At 70.9% G+C, this 22,427-nt stretch carries 28 protein-coding genes; 9 read left to right on the top strand and 19 right to left on the bottom strand.

The window, feature by feature from the left end; all coding sequences use genetic code 11:
- Window positions 1–10: 10 nt before the first annotated feature.
- Both JHN63_RS16390 and JHN63_RS16395 read right to left on the bottom strand, forming a co-directional pair.
- Window positions 11–427 (bottom strand): SAV_915 family protein, encoded by a 417-nt coding sequence (locus JHN63_RS16390; RefSeq protein WP_200681803.1) that lies wholly within the window; start codon window positions 425–427, stop codon window positions 11–13.
- A gap of 65 nt (window positions 428–492) precedes the next feature.
- Entirely contained in the window at window positions 493–1,239 is a 747-nt protein-coding gene (locus JHN63_RS16395; protein WP_307781901.1) for a universal stress protein, read from the bottom strand.
- Window positions 1,240–1,584: 345 nt separating this feature from the next.
- Here JHN63_RS16395 and JHN63_RS16400 point away from each other — a divergent pair, with 345 nt between their 5' ends.
- On the top strand, window positions 1,585–3,192 hold the full coding sequence (locus tag JHN63_RS16400; protein WP_200681804.1) for a metallophosphoesterase family protein: 1,608 nt from the start codon (window positions 1,585–1,587) through the stop codon (window positions 3,190–3,192).
- Between the two features lie 42 nt (window positions 3,193–3,234).
- Here JHN63_RS16400 and JHN63_RS16405 read toward each other — a convergent pair whose 3' ends face one another.
- On the bottom strand, window positions 3,235–3,765 hold the full coding sequence (locus JHN63_RS16405; protein WP_200681805.1) for a hypothetical protein: 531 nt from the start codon (window positions 3,763–3,765) through the stop codon (window positions 3,235–3,237).
- A 228-nt stretch (window positions 3,766–3,993) separates the two neighbouring features.
- Between JHN63_RS16405 and JHN63_RS16410 the strand changes: the two genes are divergently transcribed.
- From JHN63_RS16410 to JHN63_RS16425, 4 genes are all read left to right on the top strand, one after another.
- The gene (locus tag JHN63_RS16410) at window positions 3,994–4,500 is read left to right on the top strand and encodes a SigE family RNA polymerase sigma factor (protein ID WP_200681806.1); all 507 of its coding nucleotides are present in this window, start codon (window positions 3,994–3,996) and stop codon (window positions 4,498–4,500) included.
- 9 nt (window positions 4,501–4,509) lie between these two features.
- Window positions 4,510–5,040, top strand: a complete 531-nt coding sequence (locus JHN63_RS16415) for a hypothetical protein (protein WP_200681807.1) — start codon at window positions 4,510–4,512, stop codon at window positions 5,038–5,040.
- 109 nt (window positions 5,041–5,149) lie between these two features.
- Window positions 5,150–6,370: a glycosyltransferase gene (locus JHN63_RS16420; RefSeq protein WP_200681832.1), complete on the top strand. Its 1,221-nt coding sequence runs from the start codon at window positions 5,150–5,152 to the stop codon at window positions 6,368–6,370.
- Entirely contained in the window at window positions 6,367–7,653 is a 1,287-nt protein-coding gene (locus JHN63_RS16425; RefSeq protein WP_234477078.1) for a hypothetical protein, read from the top strand. Before JHN63_RS16420 ends, JHN63_RS16425 begins: the two co-directional genes overlap by 4 nt.
- Before the next feature lie 120 nt (window positions 7,654–7,773).
- On the opposite strand, the gene JHN63_RS16430 is transcribed toward JHN63_RS16425, so the two are convergent.
- From JHN63_RS16430 to JHN63_RS16440, 3 genes are all read right to left on the bottom strand, one after another.
- Window positions 7,774–8,607, bottom strand: coding sequence for a PIG-L family deacetylase (locus JHN63_RS16430; protein ID WP_200681808.1), 834 nt, complete (start codon window positions 8,605–8,607; stop codon window positions 7,774–7,776).
- Window positions 8,608–8,807: 200 nt separating this feature from the next.
- A complete protein-coding gene (locus JHN63_RS16435; protein ID WP_200681809.1) occupies window positions 8,808–9,848 on the bottom strand; it encodes an NAD-dependent epimerase/dehydratase family protein in 1,041 nt (346 codons plus the stop codon).
- 46 nt (window positions 9,849–9,894) lie between these two features.
- Window positions 9,895–10,944 (bottom strand): aldo/keto reductase, encoded by a 1,050-nt coding sequence (locus tag JHN63_RS16440; protein WP_200681810.1) that lies wholly within the window; start codon window positions 10,942–10,944, stop codon window positions 9,895–9,897.
- A gap of 182 nt (window positions 10,945–11,126) precedes the next feature.
- Between JHN63_RS16440 and JHN63_RS16445 the strand changes: the two genes are divergently transcribed.
- Both JHN63_RS16445 and JHN63_RS16450 read left to right on the top strand, forming a co-directional pair.
- Complete coding sequence (locus tag JHN63_RS16445) at window positions 11,127–11,678, top strand: TetR/AcrR family transcriptional regulator (RefSeq protein WP_200681811.1); 552 nt, start codon at window positions 11,127–11,129, stop codon at window positions 11,676–11,678.
- A gap of 233 nt (window positions 11,679–11,911) precedes the next feature.
- A complete protein-coding gene (locus tag JHN63_RS16450) occupies window positions 11,912–12,283 on the top strand; it encodes a PRC-barrel domain containing protein (protein ID WP_200681812.1) in 372 nt (123 codons plus the stop codon).
- 87 nt (window positions 12,284–12,370) lie between these two features.
- Here JHN63_RS16450 and JHN63_RS16455 read toward each other — a convergent pair whose 3' ends face one another.
- The 7 genes from JHN63_RS16455 to JHN63_RS16485 are packed head-to-tail and all read right to left on the bottom strand — an operon-like array spanning window position 12,371 to window position 18,346.
- Complete coding sequence (locus tag JHN63_RS16455) at window positions 12,371–13,978, bottom strand: fused response regulator/phosphatase (RefSeq protein WP_200681813.1); 1,608 nt, start codon at window positions 13,976–13,978, stop codon at window positions 12,371–12,373.
- Entirely contained in the window at window positions 13,968–15,425 is a 1,458-nt protein-coding gene (locus JHN63_RS16460) for a HAMP domain-containing sensor histidine kinase (protein ID WP_200681814.1), read from the bottom strand. The genes JHN63_RS16455 and JHN63_RS16460 overlap by 11 nt, the downstream gene beginning before the upstream one ends.
- Before the next feature lie 21 nt (window positions 15,426–15,446).
- Entirely contained in the window at window positions 15,447–16,511 is a 1,065-nt protein-coding gene (locus JHN63_RS16465) for an ATP-binding SpoIIE family protein phosphatase (protein ID WP_200681815.1), read from the bottom strand.
- Window positions 16,499–16,921 carry an anti-sigma regulatory factor gene (locus JHN63_RS16470; RefSeq protein WP_200681816.1) on the bottom strand — a complete coding sequence of 141 codons (423 nt, stop codon included), beginning with the start codon at window positions 16,919–16,921 and terminating at the stop codon, window positions 16,499–16,501. Before JHN63_RS16470 ends, JHN63_RS16465 begins: the two co-directional genes overlap by 13 nt.
- Window positions 16,918–17,289, bottom strand: coding sequence for an STAS domain-containing protein (locus JHN63_RS16475; RefSeq protein ID WP_200681817.1), 372 nt, complete (start codon window positions 17,287–17,289; stop codon window positions 16,918–16,920). The genes JHN63_RS16470 and JHN63_RS16475 overlap by 4 nt, the downstream gene beginning before the upstream one ends.
- A complete protein-coding gene (locus tag JHN63_RS16480; protein ID WP_200681818.1) occupies window positions 17,286–18,137 on the bottom strand; it encodes an STAS domain-containing protein in 852 nt (283 codons plus the stop codon). Before JHN63_RS16480 ends, JHN63_RS16475 begins: the two co-directional genes overlap by 4 nt.
- Before the next feature lie 32 nt (window positions 18,138–18,169).
- Entirely contained in the window at window positions 18,170–18,346 is a 177-nt protein-coding gene (locus tag JHN63_RS16485; protein ID WP_200681819.1) for a hypothetical protein, read from the bottom strand.
- 80 nt (window positions 18,347–18,426) lie between these two features.
- Between JHN63_RS16485 and JHN63_RS16490 the strand changes: the two genes are divergently transcribed.
- Window positions 18,427–18,903, top strand: coding sequence for an ATP-binding protein (locus JHN63_RS16490; protein ID WP_307781902.1), 477 nt, complete (start codon window positions 18,427–18,429; stop codon window positions 18,901–18,903).
- Window positions 18,904–18,914: 11 nt separating this feature from the next.
- Here the strand turns inward: JHN63_RS16490 and JHN63_RS16495 are convergent, their stop codons facing one another.
- From JHN63_RS16495 to JHN63_RS54280, 4 genes are all read right to left on the bottom strand, one after another.
- Complete coding sequence (locus tag JHN63_RS16495) at window positions 18,915–19,778, bottom strand: SigB/SigF/SigG family RNA polymerase sigma factor (protein ID WP_200681835.1); 864 nt, start codon at window positions 19,776–19,778, stop codon at window positions 18,915–18,917.
- An 82-nt stretch (window positions 19,779–19,860) separates the two neighbouring features.
- Window positions 19,861–20,070: a hypothetical protein gene (locus JHN63_RS16500; RefSeq protein WP_200681820.1), complete on the bottom strand. Its 210-nt coding sequence runs from the start codon at window positions 20,068–20,070 to the stop codon at window positions 19,861–19,863.
- A gap of 258 nt (window positions 20,071–20,328) precedes the next feature.
- The gene (locus tag JHN63_RS54275; protein ID WP_307781903.1) at window positions 20,329–20,664 is read right to left on the bottom strand and encodes an ANTAR domain-containing protein; all 336 of its coding nucleotides are present in this window, start codon (window positions 20,662–20,664) and stop codon (window positions 20,329–20,331) included.
- 136 nt (window positions 20,665–20,800) lie between these two features.
- Window positions 20,801–20,944, bottom strand: coding sequence for a hypothetical protein (locus JHN63_RS54280; RefSeq protein ID WP_307781904.1), 144 nt, complete (start codon window positions 20,942–20,944; stop codon window positions 20,801–20,803).
- 152 nt (window positions 20,945–21,096) lie between these two features.
- Between JHN63_RS54280 and JHN63_RS16510 the strand changes: the two genes are divergently transcribed.
- Window positions 21,097–21,408 (top strand): DUF6479 family protein, encoded by a 312-nt coding sequence (locus tag JHN63_RS16510; protein ID WP_200681821.1) that lies wholly within the window; start codon window positions 21,097–21,099, stop codon window positions 21,406–21,408.
- 148 nt (window positions 21,409–21,556) lie between these two features.
- Here JHN63_RS16510 and JHN63_RS16515 read toward each other — a convergent pair whose 3' ends face one another.
- On the bottom strand, window positions 21,557–21,739 hold the full coding sequence (locus JHN63_RS16515; protein WP_200681822.1) for a hypothetical protein: 183 nt from the start codon (window positions 21,737–21,739) through the stop codon (window positions 21,557–21,559).
- Between the two features lie 255 nt (window positions 21,740–21,994).
- A complete protein-coding gene (locus tag JHN63_RS54285; RefSeq protein WP_307781905.1) occupies window positions 21,995–22,285 on the bottom strand; it encodes a hypothetical protein in 291 nt (96 codons plus the stop codon).
- Between the last annotated feature and the right edge of the window lie 142 nt (window positions 22,286–22,427).

Here is a 22,427-nt window from a genome sequence, read left to right on the forward strand (position 1 = left end):
GTGGGTCTCCTCAGCCGATCAGCAGGTTCAGACAGGCGACGGCGGCGGCCGCGCCCGTCACGCGCAGGGCACCGATGTGCTGGGGGTGCCAGCGGCGCCAGGAGTTCTCCCGCTCGCGGGCGGTGGCCGCGGTGCGGTCGGCCGCCGGGGCGGAGAGCGAGGGGTCGACGGTGAGGGTCGTGACGCCGAGGGGTGCGGCCAGGGCACGCAGGGCGGATTCGGAGAGCTTGATGCCGTCCTGCTCGCTGCCGAGGGTGGCGGTGAGCTTCGCCGCCGAGGTGAAGGCGACGGCTGTACGGCCGCCCAGCGGGGTGCGGAAGAAGCGGGCCGTGCAGCCCATGGGTCCCGACCGGACGGGGACGTACAGAAGTCCGGCCGGGACGGGTTCGGAGGGTTCGGGGTCCTCGGAACGGTCGACTGACGACATCGTGCGGCTCCTTCGTAGGGGCGATGTACGGGGCCCGGTCGGTCCGACCTGGCGCTTCCTCGAAGCTATGCCTGCGGGGCGGGGGTACGGACGGCCCGCTGACGGATGCTTGACGGGGAGGGCCGTACCCATAACGCGCTGCTGACGGGGGTGGGCGGGCAGGTCAGGCGCCGCCCTCCGTCAGTTCCCGCGCGTCCACCGCCAGCCGTAGCGAGATACGGCGGTGCAGGGCGGCCAGCTCGCCCTCCAGGGGTGAGGGCGGCACCGTCAGCACCGGACAGGTGGCGTGGGTGACGCAGTAGCGGGTGACGGACGGGAACAGGGCGCGGAGCGGTCCGCGCGGTCNCGACCGGCTGCTCGCCGTTCTCGACGCGGCCTTCGGCGAGGCGGGCCCCGGGGTCCCGTTCCAGGGTCTGGTCGTACGGGGTACGGCGGGCCGCGCCCTGGTGGAGACGGCCGACCGCGCCGACGACCTCCTGGTCGTCGGCGCGGTCGGCCGTCTCCACCGCGCGGCCCGCCGTACCCCGTACGACCAGACCCTGGAACGGGACCCCGGGGCCCGCCTCGCCGAAGGCCGCGTCGAGAACGGCGAGCAGCCGGTCGGCGGCGGCGCGGCGCAAGTCGGCCACCGAAGGCGTGAACATGGCGCGGCCATGGGCGAGTTCACCGCCGGGCGGCTCCCAGGCGAGGACGGCCAGCAGTTCGCCGTCGGTACGACGGGCCTCGCGCACCGCCCGGTGCAGCGCCGCCACGCTGCCCGGCGAACCGCTCACTCCGACCACGGCACGTGCCCGCCCGCCGTCACTCTCCATCGCCGCTCACTCCTCGCCGTACCCGGACTCCGGCCTCCCATCGAAAGGCCCGAGAGCGCGGACGTATCGCCGTGTTGGCGCGTGTCTGACGCCGGAGGGGCGATTCCTGACGCGTCCGTGACGCGGTGTCGACGGGTGGCCGGAAATGGTGCATTGGCCCCCGCCTGGCGGCCCGCCCGTGTCAACGAAGGGGCGGCCCCTGGCAAAGCCCGGGGCAAGATTCGGCCCCCGCGCCCGCACCTCGGTTCGCAACGACCGTCTGGCAACGCACTGTTCACTCAGGGGCCGCCGGGAAGCGCCAGGGTGCGGACGTTGTCAGCTCAACTGCTCGCCAGGGAGGGCACCATGACCGCACAGACAGAGACACCGGACGAGTCGGCGCAGTCGTCCGAGGGGGTCAGCCGACGGCACGCGCTGGGTCTCCTCGGTACGGCCGGCGCCGGCGCCGCCGTCACCCCCTTGCTGGGAGCAGGCACGGCACAGGCCGCACCGCTCGACGCACCGGCGTTCCACCTCACCGCCGACTCCTCCGGAGCGTCCCCGGTCCAGGGCCTGCACCTCACCTTCGGGGCGGACCCGCGCACCCAGATGACCGTCTCGTGGATCACCGACAGACCGGTGTCCAAACCGGTCGTGCGCTACGGCACGCTGGAGCACGGCTTCGGCTCCAGCGCCAAGGCCCGCACCGTCACCTACGTAGACGGCACCTCCAACCGCACCGTCTACGTCCACCACGCAGCCCTGAACAAGCTCTCCCCGGACACCGACTACCTCTACCTCGCCACCCACGAGGGCGCGACGCCCGACAGCGGTACCTTCCGCACCGCCCCGCGTGGCCGGAAGCCGCTCACCTTCACCAGCTTCGGCGACCAGTCCGCCCCGCAGGTCACCTGGGCGGCCAACGGCACGGTCGGGCTCGACGCGAACTCCACGCCCGCGACGAAGGACATCGTCACCGGCATCGAGCAGGTCGCCCCGCTCTTCCACCTGCTCAACGGCGACCTCTGCTACGCCAACCTGGACGTCGACCGGGTGCGCACCTGGAACAACTTCTTCACCAACAACACCCGTTCGGCCCGCTTCCGCCCCTGGATGCCGGCGGCCGGCAACCACGAGATCGAGAAGGCCAACGGCCCGATCGGACTCGGCGCCTACCAGACCTACTTCGACCTGCCGTCCACCGAGACCGACGCCGAACTCGCGGGCCTCTACTACGCGTTCACGGCCGGCTCGGTGCGGGTCATCGTGCTCCAGAACGACGACAACTGCCTCCAGGACGGCGGTGACGTCTACATCAGCGGCTACTCCGGTGGCCGCCAACTCGCCTTCCTGGAGAAGGAGTTGAAGGCCGCCCGGGCCTCGCGCGACACCGACTGGATCGTCGTCGCCATGCACCAGGTCATGGTCAGCTCCACCGACGCGAACGGCGCCGACCTGGGCCTGCGCCAGAAGTACGGCCCCCTCTTCGACCGGTACGGCGTGGACCTGGTGCTCTGCGGCCACGAGCACAACTACGAGCGGTCGCTTGCCGTGCGCGGAGTCGTCAGCGGCACCGAGACGCTGACCCCCAACCCGGTCTCCACCGTCACCGACGACATCGACACCGGTCTCGGCACCGTGCACATGATCCTGGGTGGCGGGGGAGTCTCGGGCACCACGAACCAGAGCTTCTTCAAGGACGGCACCGGCAAGGTGATCACATCCGTGTCGGCCACCCCCGGCTCCAACGGCAAGCGCACCTCCACCTACACCAAGGAGGAGGCGGTCTGGATCGGCGTCCGCGACACCGAACACCCCTACGGCTTCGCCGCGTTCACCGTCGACCCCGGCCGGCACGCGGGCGACACCACCCGTATGCACGTGACCTACTACAACGTGAACAAGCCGAACGGCGACCTGTCGGTGTTCGAGAACTTCACCCTCCACCGCAAGCGCTCGGACGGCCACCGCTGAGACCCGCTCGTCGTCCCCGGCCCCGACCGTGAGGACCGGGGGTCAGCCCGTCGCGGCGGCCTTCTCCCCGGTCGGGGTCACGGCGTGCCAGACGCCGTCCTTGCCCTGGCCGTTCGCCTGGCCGGCCGCCGTGTCGCCGACGTAGCGGTACAACGGCCAGCCGGCGAGGGTGAGTTGCGGTTCGCCGTCGCGGTGGACCGTGCCGAGGAGGCTCCGCCCGACTCCCTCCGTCTGTACGGACTCCGGCACGATCACCGGTATCCATGTCTTCACGCACGCACCGGAGCAGGTCCACTTGGAGGGGTTCGACTCGTCCTTGTCGTAGCGGTAGAGGGTCATCCCGTTGGTATCGGTGACCACGGTGCCCACCCCCTCGACCGTCTTGGCCGACACGGTGTACGCCGTGGCCGTGGCACCCGGCGTCGAGGCGACCGGCGCGGGGCTCGTCGGAGCCGGCGCGGTCACCGCGCCCGCGCTGCCGGAACCGGCGCTGTCCGAGGAGTTGCACGCCCCCAGCAGCAGCGTGGAGGCGAGGCCTGCGACGAGGCTCAGGACGATGCGTCGCGGGATCAAGGAAGTGCCCTTCGTCGGGAGTCGTACGTACTGCCTGTTCGCCCTCCCCATACGGCTGCCGGCCCCGCCCCTCTCAGCCGGGCTTCGCACATGACGCACTCTTGACCACCGATGCCCCGCAGCGGGGTGTAACCCGGATCACAGCACCGAAGTGCAGCGCGCGGTGGGGTCCACGGCCTTTCTCTCTGTGTAAGGGGCTTGCCCGAACGGGGACGGTGGACGGTACGGATGGAACAGAGTCGGGCCGACGGGTTCGACGGGTTCGTGGCAGCGCGCTGGTCGGCGTTGTTCCATCTGGCCTGTCTGCTCGCGGGAGGCGATCGGCACCGCGCCGAGGACCTGCTCCAGGAGGCCTTGGTCAAGCTCTGGTTCGCCTGGCCGAGGATCGCGGAGGAGGCACCGGAGCCGTACGTGCGCACCATCCTGGCGCGGGCGGCGGCCCGTTCGGCGCGGCGGCGCTGGTGGGGTGAGCGGCCGGTCGAGCACCTGCCCGACCTCGCGCAGGTGGACGACGTGTCCGCCGCCGTGGCCGAGCGCTCACGGCTGGAGGCGGCGCTGGCCCAACTGCCGCCGGCGCAGCGGGCCGCCGTGGTGCTGCGCTACTACCAGGACCTGCCCGACAAGCAGGTCGCCGAAGTGCTGGGGTGTCCGGTCGGCACCGCCCGGTCCCACGCGTCACGGGGCGTGGCGCGGCTGCGCCGGATCCTCGGCGATGTCATCGAGCCGGTGGGATAGGGGGAGTTGATGGACCACTTCGAGCGGGAGCTCGCGCGGATGATGCGCGACGCCCAGGAAACGACCCCCTTCGAGCCGAGGCACCGGACCCGTCTCCGGTCCGGAGTGCGGGCCAGGCGCCGGGTCCGTACGGCACAGAAGGCGGTCGGTTCGGCCCTGGCGGTCGCCGGGATCGGCCTCGGCTTCTTCCTGCTGCCGCACGACCGGGTCGACAACAGGCCGCAGGCCCCGCTGCCCCGCCCCGCCATGAGCCCCACGCTCCCGACCGGCACCCCGAGCCGCACTCCGGACACGCCTCCGAGCACGACGGCCAGCCCGACCCCCACCGAAACCACCGGGTACTCCAACACACCCACCGGGAGCGGGAGTTCGGTCACCACGTCCTCGGACCCGCCCGCGACCGCCACCGACACACCGTCGCCGCCCGCGAGCACGGGGACGGCCGGCGGGTCCACGGAGCGGCACACCTCCACGAGCCCGACCACGTCACCGCCGACGACGGAATCGTCCGCGACCGTGGGCACGGCGGGCTCCGGGTAACCCGCCCCGCCACCCCCCATCCGCAAGCCCTGGACGCGATACCGCGCCCCCAGGCGATCCCGCATGCCCTGCGACAGCCCACAGACCGGGACACAACGTGACCATGCAGATGAGTGAACTGCCGTTCCGCACACCGGTGTCGGCGCACCACCACGAGCCCGTCCTCGACGTGGTCGTCCCCGTGTTCAACGAGGAGAAGGACCTCGAACCGAGCGTACGGCGCCTGCACGCGCACCTCTCGGAGACCTTCCCGTACCCGTTCCGCATCACCGTCGCGGACAACGCCAGTACGGACGCGACCCCGTGCATCGCGGCCCAACTGGTCGCCGAACTGCCCGAGTTGACGTGGCTGCGGCTCGCCGAGAAGGGCCGGGGCCGGGCGCTGCACACGGCCTGGTCCAGGTCGCGGGCACCCGTGCTCGCCTACGTCGACGTGGACCTGTCGACCGACCTGGCCGCGCTCCTCCCGCTGGTCGCCCCGCTGATCTCCGGCCACTCCGACCTCGCGATCGGCACCCGCCTGGCCCGCGGCTCCCAGGTGGTGCGCGGCCCCAAGCGGGAGGCCATCTCCCGTTGCTACAACGCCCTGTTGCGCTCCACCCTCGCGGTCGGCTTCTCCGACGCGCAGTGCGGTTTCAAGGCGGTACGACGTGATGTCGCCGAACGGCTGCTGCCCCTGGTGAAGGACGCGGGGTGGTTCTTCGACACCGAACTCCTCGTGATCGCCGAACGGGCCGGACTGCGCATCCACGAAGTGCCGGTCGACTGGGTGGACGACCCCGACAGCCGGGTCGACCTCGTGTCCACGGCCCTGGCCGACCTGCGCGGAATCGCCCGTATAGGAAGGGAGTTGGCGCGTGGAACACTCCCCACGGCGGGGCTGCGCCGAACCGGAGACCGCTCGCCCTCGGGCGGCCTCGCCGGTCAACTGCTGCGCTTCGCCGCCGTGGGAGCGGTGAGTTCCGTCGGATACGTCCTGCTGTACGTCGCGTTGCGCCCCGAGACGGGAGGGCAGGCCGCCAACGCGCTGGCCCTGCTGGTCTGCGCGCTCGCCAACACGGCCGCGAACCGCCGCCTCACCTTCGGCCTGCGCGGCCGTACCGGCGCGCTGCGCCACCAGGCCCAGGGCCTCCTGGTCTTCACGATCGGCCTGGCCCTCACCAGCGGCGCACTGGCACTGCTGCACCGTGCGGCCTCAACTCCCGCGCGCGGTACGGAAGTCGGGGTCCTGGTCGCCGCCAACCTGGCGGCGACGCTCGTACGCTTCCTGCTCTTCCGGGCCTGGGTGTTCCGCACCGCCCGCCGCGAGGCGGAGGCGCCCGCGACATGAGCGACACGACGACCCTGACCCCGCCCGTCTCCTCCACGACCACGACTCCCTTCTCCGGAACTCCCTTCTCCGGCAGGGAAGTCGGCGGACATGTCGGCGGGTACCTGCGCCGCACGGCCCGGTACTACGGCCCCGTGCTCGCGCTGTACGGCGTGCTGAAGCTCATCGGCTTCGCCGTCTTCATGTACCTGTTGGACTCCGACGGCGGCTTCCGGACGCGGAACCCGCGCTTCGGCGGCGGCGCCCACGTCTGGGACGTACTGGCCACCTGGGACGGCTGGTGGTACCAGCAGATCGCCGCACACGGCTACCACCCCGCGCTCGTCCACATCCCCGGTGCGACCGGACTGATCACCGTCGAGGGCAACTCGGCGGCCTTCTTCCCGCTCTACCCGGCCACGATGCGGCTCGTCTCCGACGCCACGGGCCTGGGCCTGTACGGCTCCGGGATGCTGGTCTCGGTCGTCGCCTCCTTCGTGGCCGCGCTCGGCATCTACACCGTCACCGCCCGATTCGGGGGCAGACGGGCCGGCCTCGCGGCGGCCGGACTCTGGGCCGTCTGGCCCGGCTCCGGCATGGAGTGGTCGGCCTACTCGGAGTCCCTGTACATCGCCCTCGCCGTCTGGGCCTGCCACGCCGTCATGACCGACCGCTGGCTCACATCGGGCGTCCTCACCTTCGCCGCCGGCCTGGGCCGCCCCACCGCCGTGGCACTCATCGCCGCCCTCACCGTCGCCGCGCTCCAGACGCTCCACCGCCGCCGGGAGAACCTCGCGGGCCCCTGGGTCGCGATGGCGATCGCACCGCTCGGCCTGGTCGGCTACCTCCTCTGGGTCGGCAACGAAATGGGCGACCTGAGCGGCTACTTCAAGCTCCAGAGCGGCGCCTGGGCCCACAGCTTCGACTACGGCACGCAGACCGTGGACGTCTTCGGCAGCATGGCGGTCGGCCGCTTCGACTACCTCTTCGCCTCCCCCTTGGAAGACGTCATCGCCGTGGCCACCGTCCTGCTGGCCGCACTCCTGATCCCCCTCCTGATCCGGCTGCGCCCACCCGCCGTGCTGCTCGTCCACACGGTGCTCACCATCGCCCTGGTCCTGGGCAGCCAGCAGATCTTCGGCAACGTCTCCCGCTATCTCCTCCCGTGCTTCCCCCTCTTCATCCCCCTGGCCGTCAGACTCCGCACCCTCGGCCTGCCCACGCTGTGCCTGCTGCTGGGGATCGCGGCCGTCGCGTCGGGGTCGTACGGCGGGTATGTGCTGTTCGAGACGGGGGTGCCGTAGCACGGTGAAGGACGCGCTACGCGCAGACCTGCACGTGGTCGAGGCCGCACCCCACAGCCTGATGCCACCGGGCACCCCGGAGGACGACCGACTCCTCGTGGCGGAGGCGGTGCGGGCGGGTCAGCGCAGGCCGGCGAAGAGGTCGTTCTCGGGTACGGCCGCGCCGGTGGAGTCCTGGACGCGGAGGAAGGTCTCCGTGCCCATCAGCTCGCCGAACCTCTCCTTGCCCAGCTTCAGGAAGAAGATGTTGTCGCCCTGGCTGGCGTGCGCGGCCAGCGAGTCGAACTTCTGGTCGCTGAAGGCGGTGGTGTCCACCCAGGTGGTGATCTCGTCGTCGGGCAGACCCATCTCGGCCATCGCGGCGGCCTCGGCGGGATCCGGCTCCGGCATGTCCGGGTGGAACTCGCGCATGATCTCCCCGAAGCGCCGCATCCCCGAGCGGGGCATCGTGGTCCAGTACGCCTTCGGTGCCAGGCCGGTCAGCTCCAGCGCCGCCATGGTGATGCGGTGGGCCTGGATGTGGTCGGGGTGGCCGTAGAAGCCGTTCTCGTCGTAGGTGACGACCACGTCGGGCCGGTAGTGCCGCATGAGGTCGGCGAGCCGGGCCGCGCCTTCGTGCACGGGGGTCTGCCAGAAGGAACCGGGGGCGTCGTTGCTCGGCCAGCCCATCATTCCGGAGTCGGCGTAGTCCAGCATCTCCAGATCGCTGATCTTCAGGACCTCGCAGCTCGCCTCCAGTTCCTGACGGCGCATCAGGGCGACGGCCGCCGGATCGTGCCCGGGGTCGCCCGGCTTGACGCCTCCTGGTCCGTCACCGCAGGCGCCGTCGGTACAGGTCACGAGAACCGTGCGGATGCCTTCCGCCGCGTACCGCGCGAGGACCCCTCCGGTCGTGGTGGCCTCGTCGTCGGGGTGGGCGTGCACTGCCATGAGCGTCAAGGGCCGGTCAGTCATGGAAGAGATCTCCTGTGGAATACGTCGTGGTCCGAGTGGCGCGGCGGGCGTGCCGCGCCCCTCTCTCACTCGGGGCAACCGTGGTGACCGTAGCGGCTGTTCCCGATGTGGCCGATCGAGCCGATCGGCTTTCCGGGCGTCGGCGTTCCGACGGGGACCGGGTACCGGCGCCGACCGGGTCCGCACGTGACCCGCGGTCCTCAGTTCCCCGTCGCCAGACCGTGCGCGAGAAGGCTCTCCGCGGTGTCGGCGATGGTGTCGGCGATGGGGCGGGGCGTCCAGCCCAGGAGCCGCTGCGCCTTCGCGCCGGTGGCGTCGAAGTCCTGGCCGAGTTGCGGGCGCAGCGCGCGCAGTTGTGGGTTGAACCGGCCCAGGAAGCGGGCGAGGGCCAGGGGGAGTTCGCGCGTGGGGGCTTGCGCGGCGCGGTCGCCGAGCCGCCGGCGCAGGATGCGGGCGACCTCGACGCCGCGCAGGCTGCGACCGGCGGAGGCGAGCCAGCGCTCACCGGCCGCCGAGGGATCGGTCATGGCGCGCAGATGAAGGTCCGCCACGTCACGGACGTCGACCCAGCTCGATCCGAAGGGCGGGCAGACGGACATCTCTCCGTCGAGCATGCCGCGGATGAGCCGCAGCGACGGCGGATCGTCGGGCCCGAGGACGGGGCCCAGCACGCCGACCGGGTGCACGGCGGCGAGTTCGAGTCCGTCGCCCTCGTCCCGGATGAACCGCCAGGCCGCGCGCTCGGCGAGCGTCTTCGACCTCTGGTACGGCGCGATGTCGGCGTCGACGTCCGTCCAGTCGTCCTCCGTGAACGGCGTCGAGTGCGGCGGGTGCCCGTAGCCGACGGCGCCGAACGCGCTGGTCAGCACCACGCGGCGGACGCCGGCGGCACGTGCCGCCCGCAGCACCCGCAGCACACCCTCCCGGGCGGCGTCGACCATCGCCTCCTCGCTCTCCGGCGCGTTCCGCAGCGTCGGCGAGGCGACGTGCAGCACGTACGCGCAGCCGGCGACCGCGTCCGCCCATCCGTCGTCACCGCGCAGATCGGCCCGTACGACGGTCAGCCTGGCGTCGTCGAACTCGGCGGCGGCGTGCAACTGCGCGCGGAGCACCGGCTCCTTCCCCAGGTCGCGCACGGTGGTGCGGACGTCGTGCCCGGCGCGCAGCAGTGCGAGCACGCACCAGCTCCCGATGAAGCCGGATCCTCCGGTCACCAGTACCCGTGTCTGTGTCTGTGTCATCGATGTCTCCTTGGTATCCGTTCGGGCCGGGACTCGTCCTTCGGTGTCACGACAGCGCCATACCGGGGATGCGGGCCCGGATCGCCTCGAGCTCGGCCTCGTCGGACACGCCCTGCCAGTCGTGGCGAGGCGTGTACGGCGCCTCCAGCTCACGCACCTCGTCGTCGGTCAGCTCGACGTCCAGGGAGGCCACCGCGTCGTCGATCTGCCCGGTCGAACCGGCCCCGACCAGGGGCGCGGTCACGACGGGCTGCCGGCGCAGCCAGGCGAGGGCGATCTGCGCGCGGCTCACGCCGTGGGCCTCGGCGACCTTCCCGACGGCGTCGACGATCGCGTGGTTGGATGCCTCCTCGGCCGGCGAGTAGAGCAGGTCGGCGTAGGCGCCGTCGGTGGCGGAACGGTTCGTGGACCGTGCGTCGTCCCAGGCGCGGGCCAGCCGGCCGCGGGCCATCGGGCTCCAGACGATCGTCCCGACGCCCTCGTCCAGGCACAGCGGGATCATCTCCCGCTCCTCCTCACGGGCGAGCAGGTTGTAGTGGTCCTGCATCGACACGAACCGTGCCCAGCCGTGCCGTTCCTGGAGGTGTAGCGCCTTCGCGAACTCCCAGGCGTGCATGGACGAGGCCCCGAGATAGCGCACCTTGCCCGCCCTGACGAGGTCGTCGAGGGCTTCGAGGGTCTCCTCCAGCGGTGTCGCGTGGTCGTTGCGGTGCACCTGGTAGAGGTCGATGTAGTCGGTCCCCAGGCGACGCAGCGAGTGGTCGACCTCGGTCATGACCGCCTTGCGCGACAGCCCGCGGCCGTTGGGGCCGGGGCGCATCGGATGGCGCAGTTTCGTGGCGATCACCACGTCGTCGCGGTCGGCGAAGTCCTTGAGGGCGCGGCCGAGGATCTCCTCGCTGGAGCCGTTGGAGTACAGGTTGGCGGTGTCGAAGAAGTTGATGCCGGCTTCGAGGGCGTGCTTGATCAGGGGCCGGCTGGTCTCCTCGTCGAGAGACCAGACGGGGTGGCCGCGGTCGGGTTCGCCGTAGGTCATGGCGCCGATGGCGACCGGGGAGACGTCGAGGCCGGTGCGGCCGAGTTTGATGTAACGCACGAGGGGGCTCCTACAATGGGGAACGAGAGCAACCGGAGAGTTCTCCGCTTGACTCCTGCGACGCTAACGGAGAACTCTCCGTTTAGCAATCGGGCGACCGTCGGACGACCGACCGATGGACCACCCGTCCACCCGTCCACCCGTCCGCTCGTCCCCCCTCCCCCCGTCCGCCAGGAGGCCCCATGACCGACACCGCGCCGCAGCGCTCCGACGCGCTGAAGAACCGGGAGGCGATCCTCCAGGTCGCCCACGACGCGTTCGCCGAGTCCCCGGGCGTCTCGCTCAACTCGATCGCCAAGCGCGCGGGGGTGGGCGCCGGCACGCTCTACCGCCATTTCCCCACCCGCGAGGCACTGATCCTGGAGGTCTACCGCCTCGACGTGGACCGTCTCGTCGGCTCCGTGCCGGAGGTCCTCGCCGCCCACGCCCCGCTGGACGCGCTACGCCAGTGGTTCACCACCCTCGCGGCCTACGTCCGCCTCAAGCACGGCCTGGGCGACGCGCTGAACACGGCCGCCGTGCAGGAGGTCGTCAGCACGACGTCGGTCATCGTCACCGAGGCCGTCGGCCGACTCCTCGAAGCGTGCGAACAAGCCGGTGCGGTACGCCCCGGCCTGGACCCCACCGACGTGATCATGCTGCTGAGCTGCCTGTGGCGTACGCCCGACAACTCCGAGGGCGCCGCCCAGGCCGACCGCCTGATGGAGCTCGCGATCGACGGCTTCCGGCCGTAGGGCGACAGCAGTCGGGTGTCACCCGACGGCCGCACGGAGCCGGTCCCGTCGTGTCCGCCGTACCGGCTCGTGAACACAGGACATGCATCCCTGGATGACGGGCACTCGAATCCATGGCGGTCGAAGAAACCGCTGAAGAAATCACCGAAGAAACCGCTGTGTAAGACGTACGGGAAAAGGAGGACCGGCGTGATTTCCTGCCGTCCTCCGTTTACCGGAGGAGTTGTTTTCGCGTGACTGAGAATGTGTGGAGCTACAAGTCGACCGCGGGCCGTCTCGCGGACGCCGACCTCACTGGATACAAGGTCGAGGCCACGGACGGCAGTATCGGCAAGGTCGACAAGCACTCCGACGAGGTCGGTGACGCCTACCTGGTGGTCGACACCGGTGTGTGGATCTTCGGCAAGGAGGTCCTGCTCCCGGCGAGCACGGTCGTGAGCATCGACCCGAGCGAGAAGAAGGTCTTCCTCGGCCTCACCAAGCAACAGATCAAGGACTCCCCGGAGTTCGACCGCGAGAAGCACCTCGGCGACCCGGGCTACCGCGACGAGCTGGGTACCTACTACGGCACCGGCGGCGCCCCGTTCGGCGGCCCGCAGGCCTGACCCGAGGTCCACTTCGCGCAACACCGCCCCGGGACTCCTCGCGGAGTCCCGGGGCTCTCGCGTGCCCCGGCGCACGAGGCCGGCCGGTTACGTGAACAGCGCGGCGATCAGCGCGATGTCGTCGTCCTTGTTCTGCCCGAAACGGGCCAGCAGCAGATCGCACAACTCCTCGATGTCGTGCGGGCCTTCGGCGACCGCCTCGCTGAACTCCGTGAGCGTGGTGTCGAGATGGGCGGTACGCACCTCCACGAGGCCGTCCGTGACCAGCAGCAGTCGGGTGCCGGGCGGGGCCGGCAGGACGGTGGGCGGCGGGTGCGGGAGCCCCATGCCGAGGAGCGGGCCGTGCGGATGGTGGAAGCGCGGCCCGTGGTCCGGGTCGATCAACAGCGGGGGAATATGACCGGCGTTGGCGATGTGCAGACGACGGTCGTGCGGGGTGACGAGGACCAGGCAGAGGGTGACGGTGACCCCGGGCTGCGACTGCCCGAGCAGGGTCTCCAGGCGTTCCAGGATGAGGTGGGGAGGGTGGCCCTCGATGGCGTAGGCGCGCAGTGCGTGGCGTACCTCGCCCATGACGGTCGCGGCCTCCACCGAGTGCCCTACGACGTCACCGATGGCGAGCAGCAGACCGTTGACGGTCCGTACCGCTTCGTAGAAGTCCCCGCCGATCTCGGCGTGTTCGGAGGCGGGGAGGTAGCGGAAGGCCAGCTCGATGCCGGGGACCGTCGGCAACTCCTTGGGCAGGAAGGAGCGTTGCAGGGCCAGGCCCAGGGCGCGTTCCTCGTTGTAGGTCCGCAGGGCTTCGAGGGCCAGGGCACTCGCGTTGGCCACCTGCTGGAAGAGCTGCTCGTCGTCGGCGCTGTCCAGGGCGGTCGCGGGGACGGCCAGACAGACCGGGGGACGGCCGCGTTTGGTGCGGGCGACCGCGAGAGCGATCTCGCCGGACAGGTGGTCGGCCGGCAGCAGGGCCTGCCACTGGCTGTGCGGGACGCGGACGATCCTGACTCCGGTGTCGTGGTGGTGCAGCCCGTGGGCCGCCAGCTGGTCCAGGAGTCCGGGGTGGGCGGGATGCGTGCGGACGGCGGCCCGCGGGTCGTCGATCATGCTGTGCACGGCCTGCGCCTGGGGCGAGAGGAACACCGCGCTGGCCGGGCTGTCCAGGACGCCGGCCGCACCACCGGTGGCCGCCGAGGCGAAGGAGTGGAAACCCACGGCGCTGTAGACGTCCAGCGTCGCCGTGTTGAGGGCGATGAGGCGTTGGGCGAGCCGTTCGGCGCGCTGGCGGGCACGGGCGTAGCGCAGGGTGGCGGTGACCGTGGCGAGGAGTTCGCCGGGGTCGATGGGCTGGTCGAGATAGGCGTCCGCGCCCCGGCTCAGTCCCTCGGCGTGGTCGTCGGGGCTGATGGCGGCGGCGGAGATCTGGATGACGGGCACATGGGCCGTGCGCGGATCGCTCTTGAGCCGCTCGCTGACCTCGAAGCCGCTCATGTCGGGCAGCCGGACATCGATGATCGCGAGGTCCGGGAGCGCGTCCTCGGCGGAGTTCAGCCGTGTGAGCCCCTCCGCACCGGTGCCGGCACCGATGACCGTGTGGCCGGCACGCCGGAGCCAGCTGGTGAGGACGTAGCGGTTCGTCTCGTTGTCGTCGATGACGAGGACGGTCGCGGGTGAAAGATCCTGGACTCTATCGGTCATGGGCCGACCCTTCGGTGTCCGGTTCCTTCGGGGGGTCCTGGCCGAGGTCCGGCAGGCGTACCTGCACCCGGGTGCCGACGCCCACGGTGCTGGTGAGGGTGAGGGAGCCGCCCAGCAGCTCGGTGAGGGTGCGGGCGTAGGGCAGGCCCAGGCCGGTGCCCGGGCGTCCGCTCTGGTGCGGTCCGCGGACCTGGTAGAACGCCTCGAAGACCCGGCCGAGTTCGTCGGGCGGGATCCCGACTCCGGTGTCCGTGACGGTGAACAGGACGGCGTGGGGCGCCGGTCGGGGGTCGACGGCGACGTCCAGCCGTACCTCGCCCCGCTCGGTGAACTTCAGGGCGTTGGACAGCAGGTTGCGCAGAATGCGGACCAGCAGCGTCTCGTCGGTCACCAGGGCCGGCTGTTGTTCGAGACCGGGGGTGACGAGGGTGACCCGGTCGGGGTTGGGGCTGTTCAGCAGGAGGCTGCCGAGGTGGGCGAACAGCAGCCGCAGGTCCACGGGTTGGGGGTGGATGTCGAGGTGACCGGCCTCGGCCTTGGCCACGTCGAGCAGGTCGTTCACGAGGGAGAGCAGGATGTGGCCGGAGGACGCGATCAGGTCGACCTGTTCCCGCTGCTCCTCGGTGAGCGGCGGCGAACTGGGCGCCAGCAGCAGGGTGGAGAGCGCGACCACGGAGTTGACCGGAGTGCGCAGCTCGTGACTGATGTTGGTCCAGAACCGGGTCTTGGCCTCGCTGGCCTCCAGCAACTGGTGGCGTTTGTCCTCCAGTTCGGAGTGCAGGGCCAGCACTCCGCTGTTGGTGGTCTCCAGTTCCTGGGTCAACTCCGAGTAGAGCGCGAGCACTCCGCGGTTGGTCTCCTCCAACTCCTCGTTCAGATGCCGGAGTTCCTCCCGCTGGGCGCGCGTCTCCTCCAGCGTGGCCACCAGGTCGCGGGTCTGCGCCCGCAGATCGTCCGCCTCGGTGGACCGGGCGACGCCCGCGAGCGCCTTCGCCAGCCGCGCGCGCAGCTCGGCCGCCGTCACCCCGTGTGCCGTGATCGGCTGGGTGACGACGATACGACTGACCGTCGCACCGGTCTCGTGGTCGACGCGGACGAGCTTCGCCGCCAGGTCGAGGGTCTCCTTGGCCGGCGCCGGCCCGCCGGTCCAGACGAACGTGACGACCAGGGCCATCGGCTGGGCCGTGGCGTCCAGGCCGAAGGTGACCTCCAGCCCGTGGGACCCCAGCCGGTCGCGTCCGATCTCGCTCAGCGCGGTGGCCAGCCTGACCTGGTCCTGGCGCTCCAACGCCACGGCTGTCGCGGCCTGTTGGGCGCTGCGCCGGAGACCGAACACGTCCTGCGGTGTGGTGAGACCGATCGACGTCACCCGTCCGTCGGCGGCCTGCGAGCGGTCGTCGCGATGCGCCTCGTCACCCGGACCCGGCTCGAACGCGTCGGTCGGCATGCCCACTCCTCTCCCCACCGCTCACCAGGCGCCTTTGACCACGACGACAGAGGCGTCGTCCCGGCGCACGGCCGCCTCGCGCAGCAACTGTCCCGCCATGACGAGCGATGAGTGACCCAGTAGACCCGGCAACGTCGCCGGATCCCAGCGTTCGGTCAGCCCGTCGGAGTGCATGACCAGGGCCCCGTGCTCGGGCAGCGGCTCCTCGAACGTCCGCAGCCTTCGCATGTGCGCCCCGACGATCCCGGGAGCGGACAACAGGGCGCGGCGCCCGCGGTCGTCGACGAGGAAACCGCTGACGTTGCCGATACCGCAGTACAGCACCCGCCGCGCGGCGGGCTCGATCCGTGCCACGGCGACCGCCCCGCCCCGGGTTCCCCGCAACGCGCGGTGCACGGCACCGAGGACGCCCTCCGGACTGAGATCGTGCGTGCCGCGGAACGCCCTGACCGCGGCCTGGCTCGCGCGCTCCGCGAGCGGCCCGTGGCCCAGACCGTCGCACAGCATGACCAGGAGCGCGGGGTGACCGCCGTCACCGGCCACCGCGCGGACGGCCCACGCGTCCCCACACACGAGCTCGCCGCTGATGGGCCTCGTCACACCGGCGGCGGGGGAGCCACCGGGCGAGGAGGCCACGACGGCTCTGCCGTCCCCGGTGCGCGGCCAGAAGCGGGCCGCCATGACCGTGCCGCGCCCGGGTACGGAGTGCAGGTCGAAGTGGTCGGCGAGGCGGGAGACCGCGCCCAGACCGATGCCCAGGGTGCCCACGCTGGACGCCCCGTCGGCGAGGGCGGCGGAGACGTCCGACATCCCGGGCCCCGAGTCGACGGTGAGGAACTCCACCCCGGCCTCGCCCCCGGAGCGCACCACACGCAGCAGCAGCGCACCGTCCACCGCGTGCTTCTGTACGTTCGTCGCGGCCTCGGTGACGGCGAGGGCGACCTCGGCCGCCCGATGGCCGCTGAGCCCGATGCGCCGGGCCAGCGCGGTGGCGGCGCCCCGGGCGGCCACCGGCAGGGACGGCCCGTCCCGGAACCACTCCAGGTCCTCGGACTCCAAAAGCGTCGTGGTATTCACCGTGCCCACTTGATGATCGTCACGGTCGTGCCCTCTCCGGGCGCCGTGCGCAGCCGGAAGTCGTCGACGAGCCGTCGGGCTCCGCTCAGCCCGAGCCCCAGTCCGCCGCCGGAGGTCCAGCCGTCCGTCATCGCCTGTTCCACGTCGGCGATTCCCGGGCCGGTGTCCTCGAATACGGCGGCCACGCCCCGTCTGCCGTCGGCGCCCACCAGCCCCGCCCGGGCCGTGCCTCCGCCGCCGTAGGTCAGGGTGTTGCGGGCCAGTTCACTTGCCGCGGTGATCATCTTCGTCTGGTCGACCAGGGAGAGACCGCAGCGCTGGGCCAGCGCCCGGATGGCCTGGCGGATGTGGACGAGATCGCCGCTGCGCTCGATGACATGGACCTGTGGCTCTTCGTCGGCTGTCCAGGGCGCGGTCATCGGGGGCCCGAACTGGTGGACCGGCCCAGTTTCGCCAGCCCCTTCTCCAGATCGAGAGCGGTGCTGACGCCGCCGAGCGAGAGCCCCAGCTCCACCAGGGTGATCGCCACCGCCGGACGCATGCCCACGACCACGGTCTCGGCGTCGAGCACGCGCGAGATGGACGCCACCGTCGCCAGCATGCGTCCCACGAACGAGTCGACGATCTCCAGAGCGCTGATGTCGATGATGACGCCCTGGGCCGACTTGGCCACGATCTGGTCGGCCAGATCCTCCTGGAGGTTGAGGACGGTCTGATCCTCCAGATCGAACTGGACGGACACCACCAGGGTGTCGCCGATCCGCAGGATCGGGATACGGTCGCTCACCGCAGCGCGCCGGTGTGCGCGACCAGGTCCACGCCCGACCTGCGCAGGGCCAGCTTGAGGGCGTCCGCCAGACTCGCCTTCGTCACGATGCCGTCGAACTCGATCCCCAGCGCGACGATGGTCTGCGCGATCTGCGGACTGATGCCGGACACCGTGCACTCGGCGCCCATCAGCCGGGCGGCGACGATGGTCTTGAGCAGATGCTGGGCGACCTGGGTGTCCACCGCGGGAACGCCCGTGATGTCGATGATCGCCTGCTCCGAACCGGTGTCCACGAGCGCCTGCAGCAGCTTCTCCATCACCACCTGGGTCCGCGCCGAGTCCAGCGTGCCGACCAGCGGTACGGCGATGACCCCGTCCCACAGCCGCACCACCGGAGTGGACAGCTCCAGCAACTGCTCCGCCTGCGCGGTGATGAGCTGGTCGCGCGTCTGCGTATAGGTCTCGATCGTGAACAGCCCCAGACTGTCCAGGATCCGGGAGAGGCGCAGAAAGGCGCGGATGTCGTCGGCGGTGCCTTTCTCCAGCACGGGTTCGAGAACACGCTTCAGCGCGAAAACACTGACGGCGGTCTCACTCGGCGAGAATCCCTGCCGGGCCCGGTTCCTCGACAACTCCGTCAAATGGGCCCGGACTTCGGACATGTGCTCCGAGTGGACGTCCGTGGCGCCCTTGCGCAGCGCCTCCACCAGGGCTTCGTACAACTCGCGCAGCTCACGGTTGAGTTCCGCCGCGCCGATCCGGCCGCCCAGTGATCCGGTGACCTCTCCGACCCAGGACGCGGCCAGATCCTGTCCGTCGACCGACAGGAGTCCCACCAGGTCCACAGCGTTGTCCCGCTTCACCATTCAGGCACTCCTTCGATATTCACATGTATGTGTCAGGACTGACCGGCGCAGCCTACGGCACATGCGCCGAGGCCATTTCTCCAGCGCCGGCGCACGGTGGGGTGGCGGGGAACGAGGGCGTCGACACCGACGATCCGTACGCCGTCGACGGTGAGGTGACTGACCGTCAGATGGTGGGGACGGGCCTCGTGCATGTCTGTCACCGCCATGATCAATTCGAGTGGGGAGCACATGAGGTACGCCGTGCCGGGTAGGCGTCGGCGGACAACGGGAACGAAGGTGACACTGCGTGGAGCCTGTCGACGGTGACGACGAAGACGAGCCGGGCACCCGCCCCATGACCACCGCGGTCGCGCTGAGCGACGACGGCAGCTCCATCGGCGAAGCGCGCGACCTCGTGACGGACTTTCTCCGCCGTGCCGGGACGGACCACGGTGTGGCCGTCTCCGCCCGGGCCGCGGACCTCGCGCGACTGGTGGTCAGCGAACTGGTCACCAACGCCCGCCGACACGCCCCCGGTCCGCTGGGGATGGAACTGCGCATCACGGGCGACGCGGTGGAGGTGACCGTACGGGACACCGCCCGTGTCGAGCTCGTCGCCCGCCCGGGGGATCCGCGCCGGGTCGGTCGGCACGGCCTGGAGATCGTCATGGCCGTCGTCCAGGCGTTCCAGGTCCGCCTTGAACCGACCGGCAAGAGCGTCACCGCCCGCATCGCCCTGGGCGACGGGGTACGCCGCACGGACGCGCCGCCCGGCGCTCCGTGAGATGCGCCGGCTCATCCGGTCAGCAGTCCGCTGCGGAGCTTGGTGAGGGTGCGGGAGAGCAGGCGGGAGACATGCATCTGGGACACGTGCAGCTCACGGCCGATCTCGGCCTGGGTCAGCTCCTGGCCGAAGCGCATCTCGATGATGGCCCGTTCCCGGTCGTCGAGCTGTTGCAGCAGCGGGCCGAGCGTGTGGAGGTCCTCGAACAGTTCCAGGGCGGGGTCCGTGTCGCCCATGGTGTCCGCGTACTTCGGTGCGCCGCCGTCGGTCTCGGCCTCGCCGCCCGGGGTGTCGATCGAGCCGGCGGTATAGCCGTTGGCGGCGACGAGTCCGTCGATGACCTCGGCGTCGGTCAGGTTCAGATGGGCGGCGAGTTCCTTCACCGTGGGCGTACGGCCCAGCTCGACGGTGAGCGTCTCCTTGCTCTTGGAGAGGTCGACGCGCAGCTCCTGAAGGCGGCGCGGAACATGCACGGCCCAGGTGGTGTCGCGGAAGAACCGCTTGATCTCGCCGACGATGTACGGGATCGCGAAGGAGGTGAACTCGACCTCGCGGGTCAGGTCGAAGCGGTCGATGGCCTTGATGAGGCCGATGGTGCCGACCTGGACGACGTCCTCCATGTCGCCGTTGCCGCGGTTGCGGAAGCGGCGGGCGGCGAACCGCACCAGCGTCAGGTTCATCTCGATGAGCGTGTTGCGCGCGTACTGGTACTCGCGCGTGCCCTCCTCCAGAACCCGGAGCCGGTCCAGGAACAGCTTGGACAGCAGGCGCGCGTCCTTGGGGGCGACCTTGCCGGCGTCCTCGATCCACGGCAGGTCGTCCGTCGCTTCGGGGGTCTCCGCGCTCGCGGCGTCGGTCGCTCGGCGGGCATTCACGGAAAGGGTCACGGTGCCGCCTCAGATGGAAAGCAGGATAGGCCTCTCCTGCCCCCTCCGGCCGGATGCATGTTCGGGTGCGCTATTCGTTCGATTGATCCGGCGGGGTGGCGTGCGTGCTCTGCCCGGAGGAACGCCGCTCGGTGCTGCCCGACGCGGAAGGCTTCCGGGCCTCGTCGTCCGGTGTGCGGGGACGCACCGTCTCCTCCGCCTCCTCCCGGGCCTCCGGGTCGCCGCTCTCGCCGGGAGCCTGCGACGGAGGGGTGGGCGGCGGATGCTCGTGCTGGTTCATCGTCGCCCTTTGTGTGTCGTGTGGGGCTTTGGGACCCAGCCGTATGAGGCTTTGGAACCCCTTGGCCGGCGAGTGCCCCGAAATCATCCGATCAGACACCTCGGCGGCGACTGATCGTGGAGGGCCGCGGCGACAGGCAGGTCGCGGATGTGGGGGCACTCGGCCGGGAGCCGTCGCCGTGTCCCCGGGGGAAGGCGATGGTCAGGCTCTTCCGGCTCGGACCGTGTGCCGGAAGAGCCGCCCCCGACGCGCACGGCGTCAGTCTTCGAGGCCGCCGCTGTCGCACACCCGCTGAGCGACCGACCGGAGCGCGATGTTGCGCTCCTGCGAAAGATCGCGGAGCAACGCGAACGCCCCGCCCCCGTCGCGGTGACAGCGCTCCATGACGATGCCCATCGCCTCCCCGATGACGTGGCGGGTGGTGAGCGCGCTGTGTAACTCCGTGTCCGTGCGCGCACCGGAGAGCGCGACAGCGGCGTGCGGGGTCAGCAGCACCCCGGCGGTCTCGCTCACCTCGGTGAAGGCTCGCGGCTGGCGCGCGTACATGTCCAGCGCGCCGAACTCCTCGTCGTCGGCGAACGACAGGAAGGTCATCCCGCGTGATGTCGAAGCAGGGGCCCTCGCCGAGCTGTTCCTGAAGACGGTCGGACTCCGCCGCGAGCCTGTCGGTCGAGGCCGGCGTCCGCACCTTGCCGTCGTCCTGGATCAGGATGCCTGTCGCGTCACAGCCCTAGACGATCTCCACGCTCGACGACACGATCCGGCGCAGTGCCGCGCCGCCCGACTCCTGCCCCAGCAGGTCGACGGCCATCGACGCCGTCCGTTGCGTAAAGCCCTGCCAGTCCATCGCCACATGCTCTCCGGCCGAGGGCACCGTCGGAAGCGTCAGGCAAGGACCCTGAACGGCATGGTCACATCTCGGGCGTTTGTCGACATCGGGTACCCGGAAAGGCGGTTGGGCACGCAGGGGTGCGCGAGGTCGCCTCGGCGGCAGCGGGGCACCCGGCGACGACGACCGCACCGAGCATGGACGTGACCGCGTCGAGCGGAGCGGCCGTCGCACTCTTGTCGTCGGCCGCCGACCTGATCGTCGTCGTCGCGCTGATCCGGGCCGTACGTCTCGGCATCAGGACCCGTCGCCGGGAGTCGGCGCCACCGTGCCCCGAGGAGCAGCCCCGGCTGCCGGAGTCCGGGCCGACCCACGAGGTTCAGGAGATGCGCGAGCCCGCCGAGGTGCCGTACGCGAAGGACGGGAGCGAGCGGCTCACCCCGCACCAGCTCTTCGGGGGCGGGGCGTCGGGCAGCCGGTGCAGCGAGGACCAGAGGCGCCGACGCTGAGGCTCGCGCTCCGCGTGACTCGCGCGCCCATGTGCCGACCGGCCCCAACAGGCCCGGAAACAGGGCGAGTTCGACGTACGACGGCGTGTCGTGGCCGTGGCTCCGACCGCTGCCGCGAGCGTGGCTGTCGCGGTGACGGCCCGGCCGTTCACCACCCCCGCACCGCCCACCGCGCACCCCACGCGGCGAACGCGCCGACCAGCGCGGCGGACGCGCCCATGACGAGTTCCCGGGTGGTCACGGCCCTGATGAACACCAGCCACGGCAGGGCGAGCGCGGCCCACCACACCAGGACCTCGCCCGTGCCGAGAAGCGCTGCACGCCGGTTCACACGGCACCTCCACCGGCGAGACCGACTCGCCCTGTCCGATCTGGTATTCCGCTACGTCGTCCATGCGCAGGGCCGCCTCGCGATGACCTGGCCATCGAAGTGCCCCGAGAAGGCGCGAGGAAACCGGTGGGGAGGAGGTGGGGTCGGGCCGTGTCGTGCATCACCTGATCACGCAGGCGCTCGCAGCACAGGCCGATCGGACGGGAGACGTGCATCTCTGCGAGACGCCGAGCTGCTCGGTGATCGCGGCCTGCGTCATGCCGCCGAAGAACCGCTGTTAGAGGATGATCCGGTCCCGCTCCGGCAGGGCGTGAAGGCGGGACCGCCCCGCGGTCGCGGAAGCATGTCCGTTCCGTTCAGCTTGAGCAGGACGGGGAAGTCGTCGCCGACGCGGGTGCAGATCGCGCGGAACACCTCGCGCGGCAGGCGCATCCGGTTGTCCAGGCTGCCGCCGTACTCGTCGGTGCGGCGGTTGGTGTGCGGGGTGAGGAACTGGCTGACCAGGTGGCCGTGCGCGGCGTGGATCTGCACACCGTCGAACCCCACGTCCTTGGCCCCCAGTCCCGCAGGCCGGGCTTCTTGCCGTCGTCGTCGATGCCGGCCCGACGCCCCGCGGACTTGGACTGCAGGGAGACCTAGAGGTTGCCGGTCACGATGAGCGTGCCGATCCGCAGGGGACGCAGGAGCC

It is taken from the genome of Streptomyces sp. MBT65 (genome assembly GCF_016612545.1).
In the GTDB taxonomy this organism is placed as follows: domain Bacteria; phylum Actinomycetota; class Actinomycetes; order Streptomycetales; family Streptomycetaceae; genus Streptomyces.

Bases quoted from the DNA above. Each gene is read 5' to 3' on its own strand.
- JHN63_RS16500 (WP_200681820.1), bottom strand. From the start codon at position 20,070: ATGAACCAGCACGAGCATCCGCCGCCCACCCCTCCGTCGCAGGCTCCC.
- JHN63_RS16445 (WP_200681811.1), top strand. From the start codon at position 11,127: ATGACCGACACCGCGCCGCAGCGCTCCGACGCGCTGAAGAACCGGGAG.
- JHN63_RS16480 (WP_200681818.1), bottom strand. From the start codon at position 18,137: ATGGTGAAGCGGGACAACGCTGTGGACCTGGTGGGACTCCTGTCGGTC.
- JHN63_RS16425 (WP_234477078.1), top strand. From the start codon at position 6,367: ATGAGCGACACGACGACCCTGACCCCGCCCGTCTCCTCCACGACCACG.
- JHN63_RS16485 (WP_200681819.1), bottom strand. From the start codon at position 18,346: ATGGCGGTGACAGACATGCACGAGGCCCGTCCCCACCATCTGACGGTC.
- JHN63_RS16470 (WP_200681816.1), bottom strand. From the start codon at position 16,921: ATGACCGCGCCCTGGACAGCCGACGAAGAGCCACAGGTCCATGTCATC.
- JHN63_RS16415 (WP_200681807.1), top strand. From the start codon at position 4,510: ATGGACCACTTCGAGCGGGAGCTCGCGCGGATGATGCGCGACGCCCAG.
- JHN63_RS16460 (WP_200681814.1), bottom strand. From the start codon at position 15,425: ATGCCGACCGACGCGTTCGAGCCGGGTCCGGGTGACGAGGCGCATCGC.
- JHN63_RS16390 (WP_200681803.1), bottom strand. From the start codon at position 427: ATGTCGTCAGTCGACCGTTCCGAGGACCCCGAACCCTCCGAACCCGTC.
- JHN63_RS16510 (WP_200681821.1), top strand. From the start codon at position 21,097: ATGGACGTGACCGCGTCGAGCGGAGCGGCCGTCGCACTCTTGTCGTCG.
- JHN63_RS16410 (WP_200681806.1), top strand. From the start codon at position 3,994: ATGGAACAGAGTCGGGCCGACGGGTTCGACGGGTTCGTGGCAGCGCGC.
- JHN63_RS16400 (WP_200681804.1), top strand. From the start codon at position 1,585: ATGACCGCACAGACAGAGACACCGGACGAGTCGGCGCAGTCGTCCGAG.
- JHN63_RS54275 (WP_307781903.1), bottom strand. From the start codon at position 20,664: ATGACCTTCCTGTCGTTCGCCGACGACGAGGAGTTCGGCGCGCTGGAC.
- JHN63_RS16420 (WP_200681832.1), top strand. From the start codon at position 5,150: ATGAGTGAACTGCCGTTCCGCACACCGGTGTCGGCGCACCACCACGAG.
- JHN63_RS16435 (WP_200681809.1), bottom strand. From the start codon at position 9,848: ATGACACAGACACAGACACGGGTACTGGTGACCGGAGGATCCGGCTTC.
- JHN63_RS16430 (WP_200681808.1), bottom strand. From the start codon at position 8,607: ATGACTGACCGGCCCTTGACGCTCATGGCAGTGCACGCCCACCCCGAC.
- JHN63_RS16455 (WP_200681813.1), bottom strand. From the start codon at position 13,978: ATGACCGATAGAGTCCAGGATCTTTCACCCGCGACCGTCCTCGTCATC.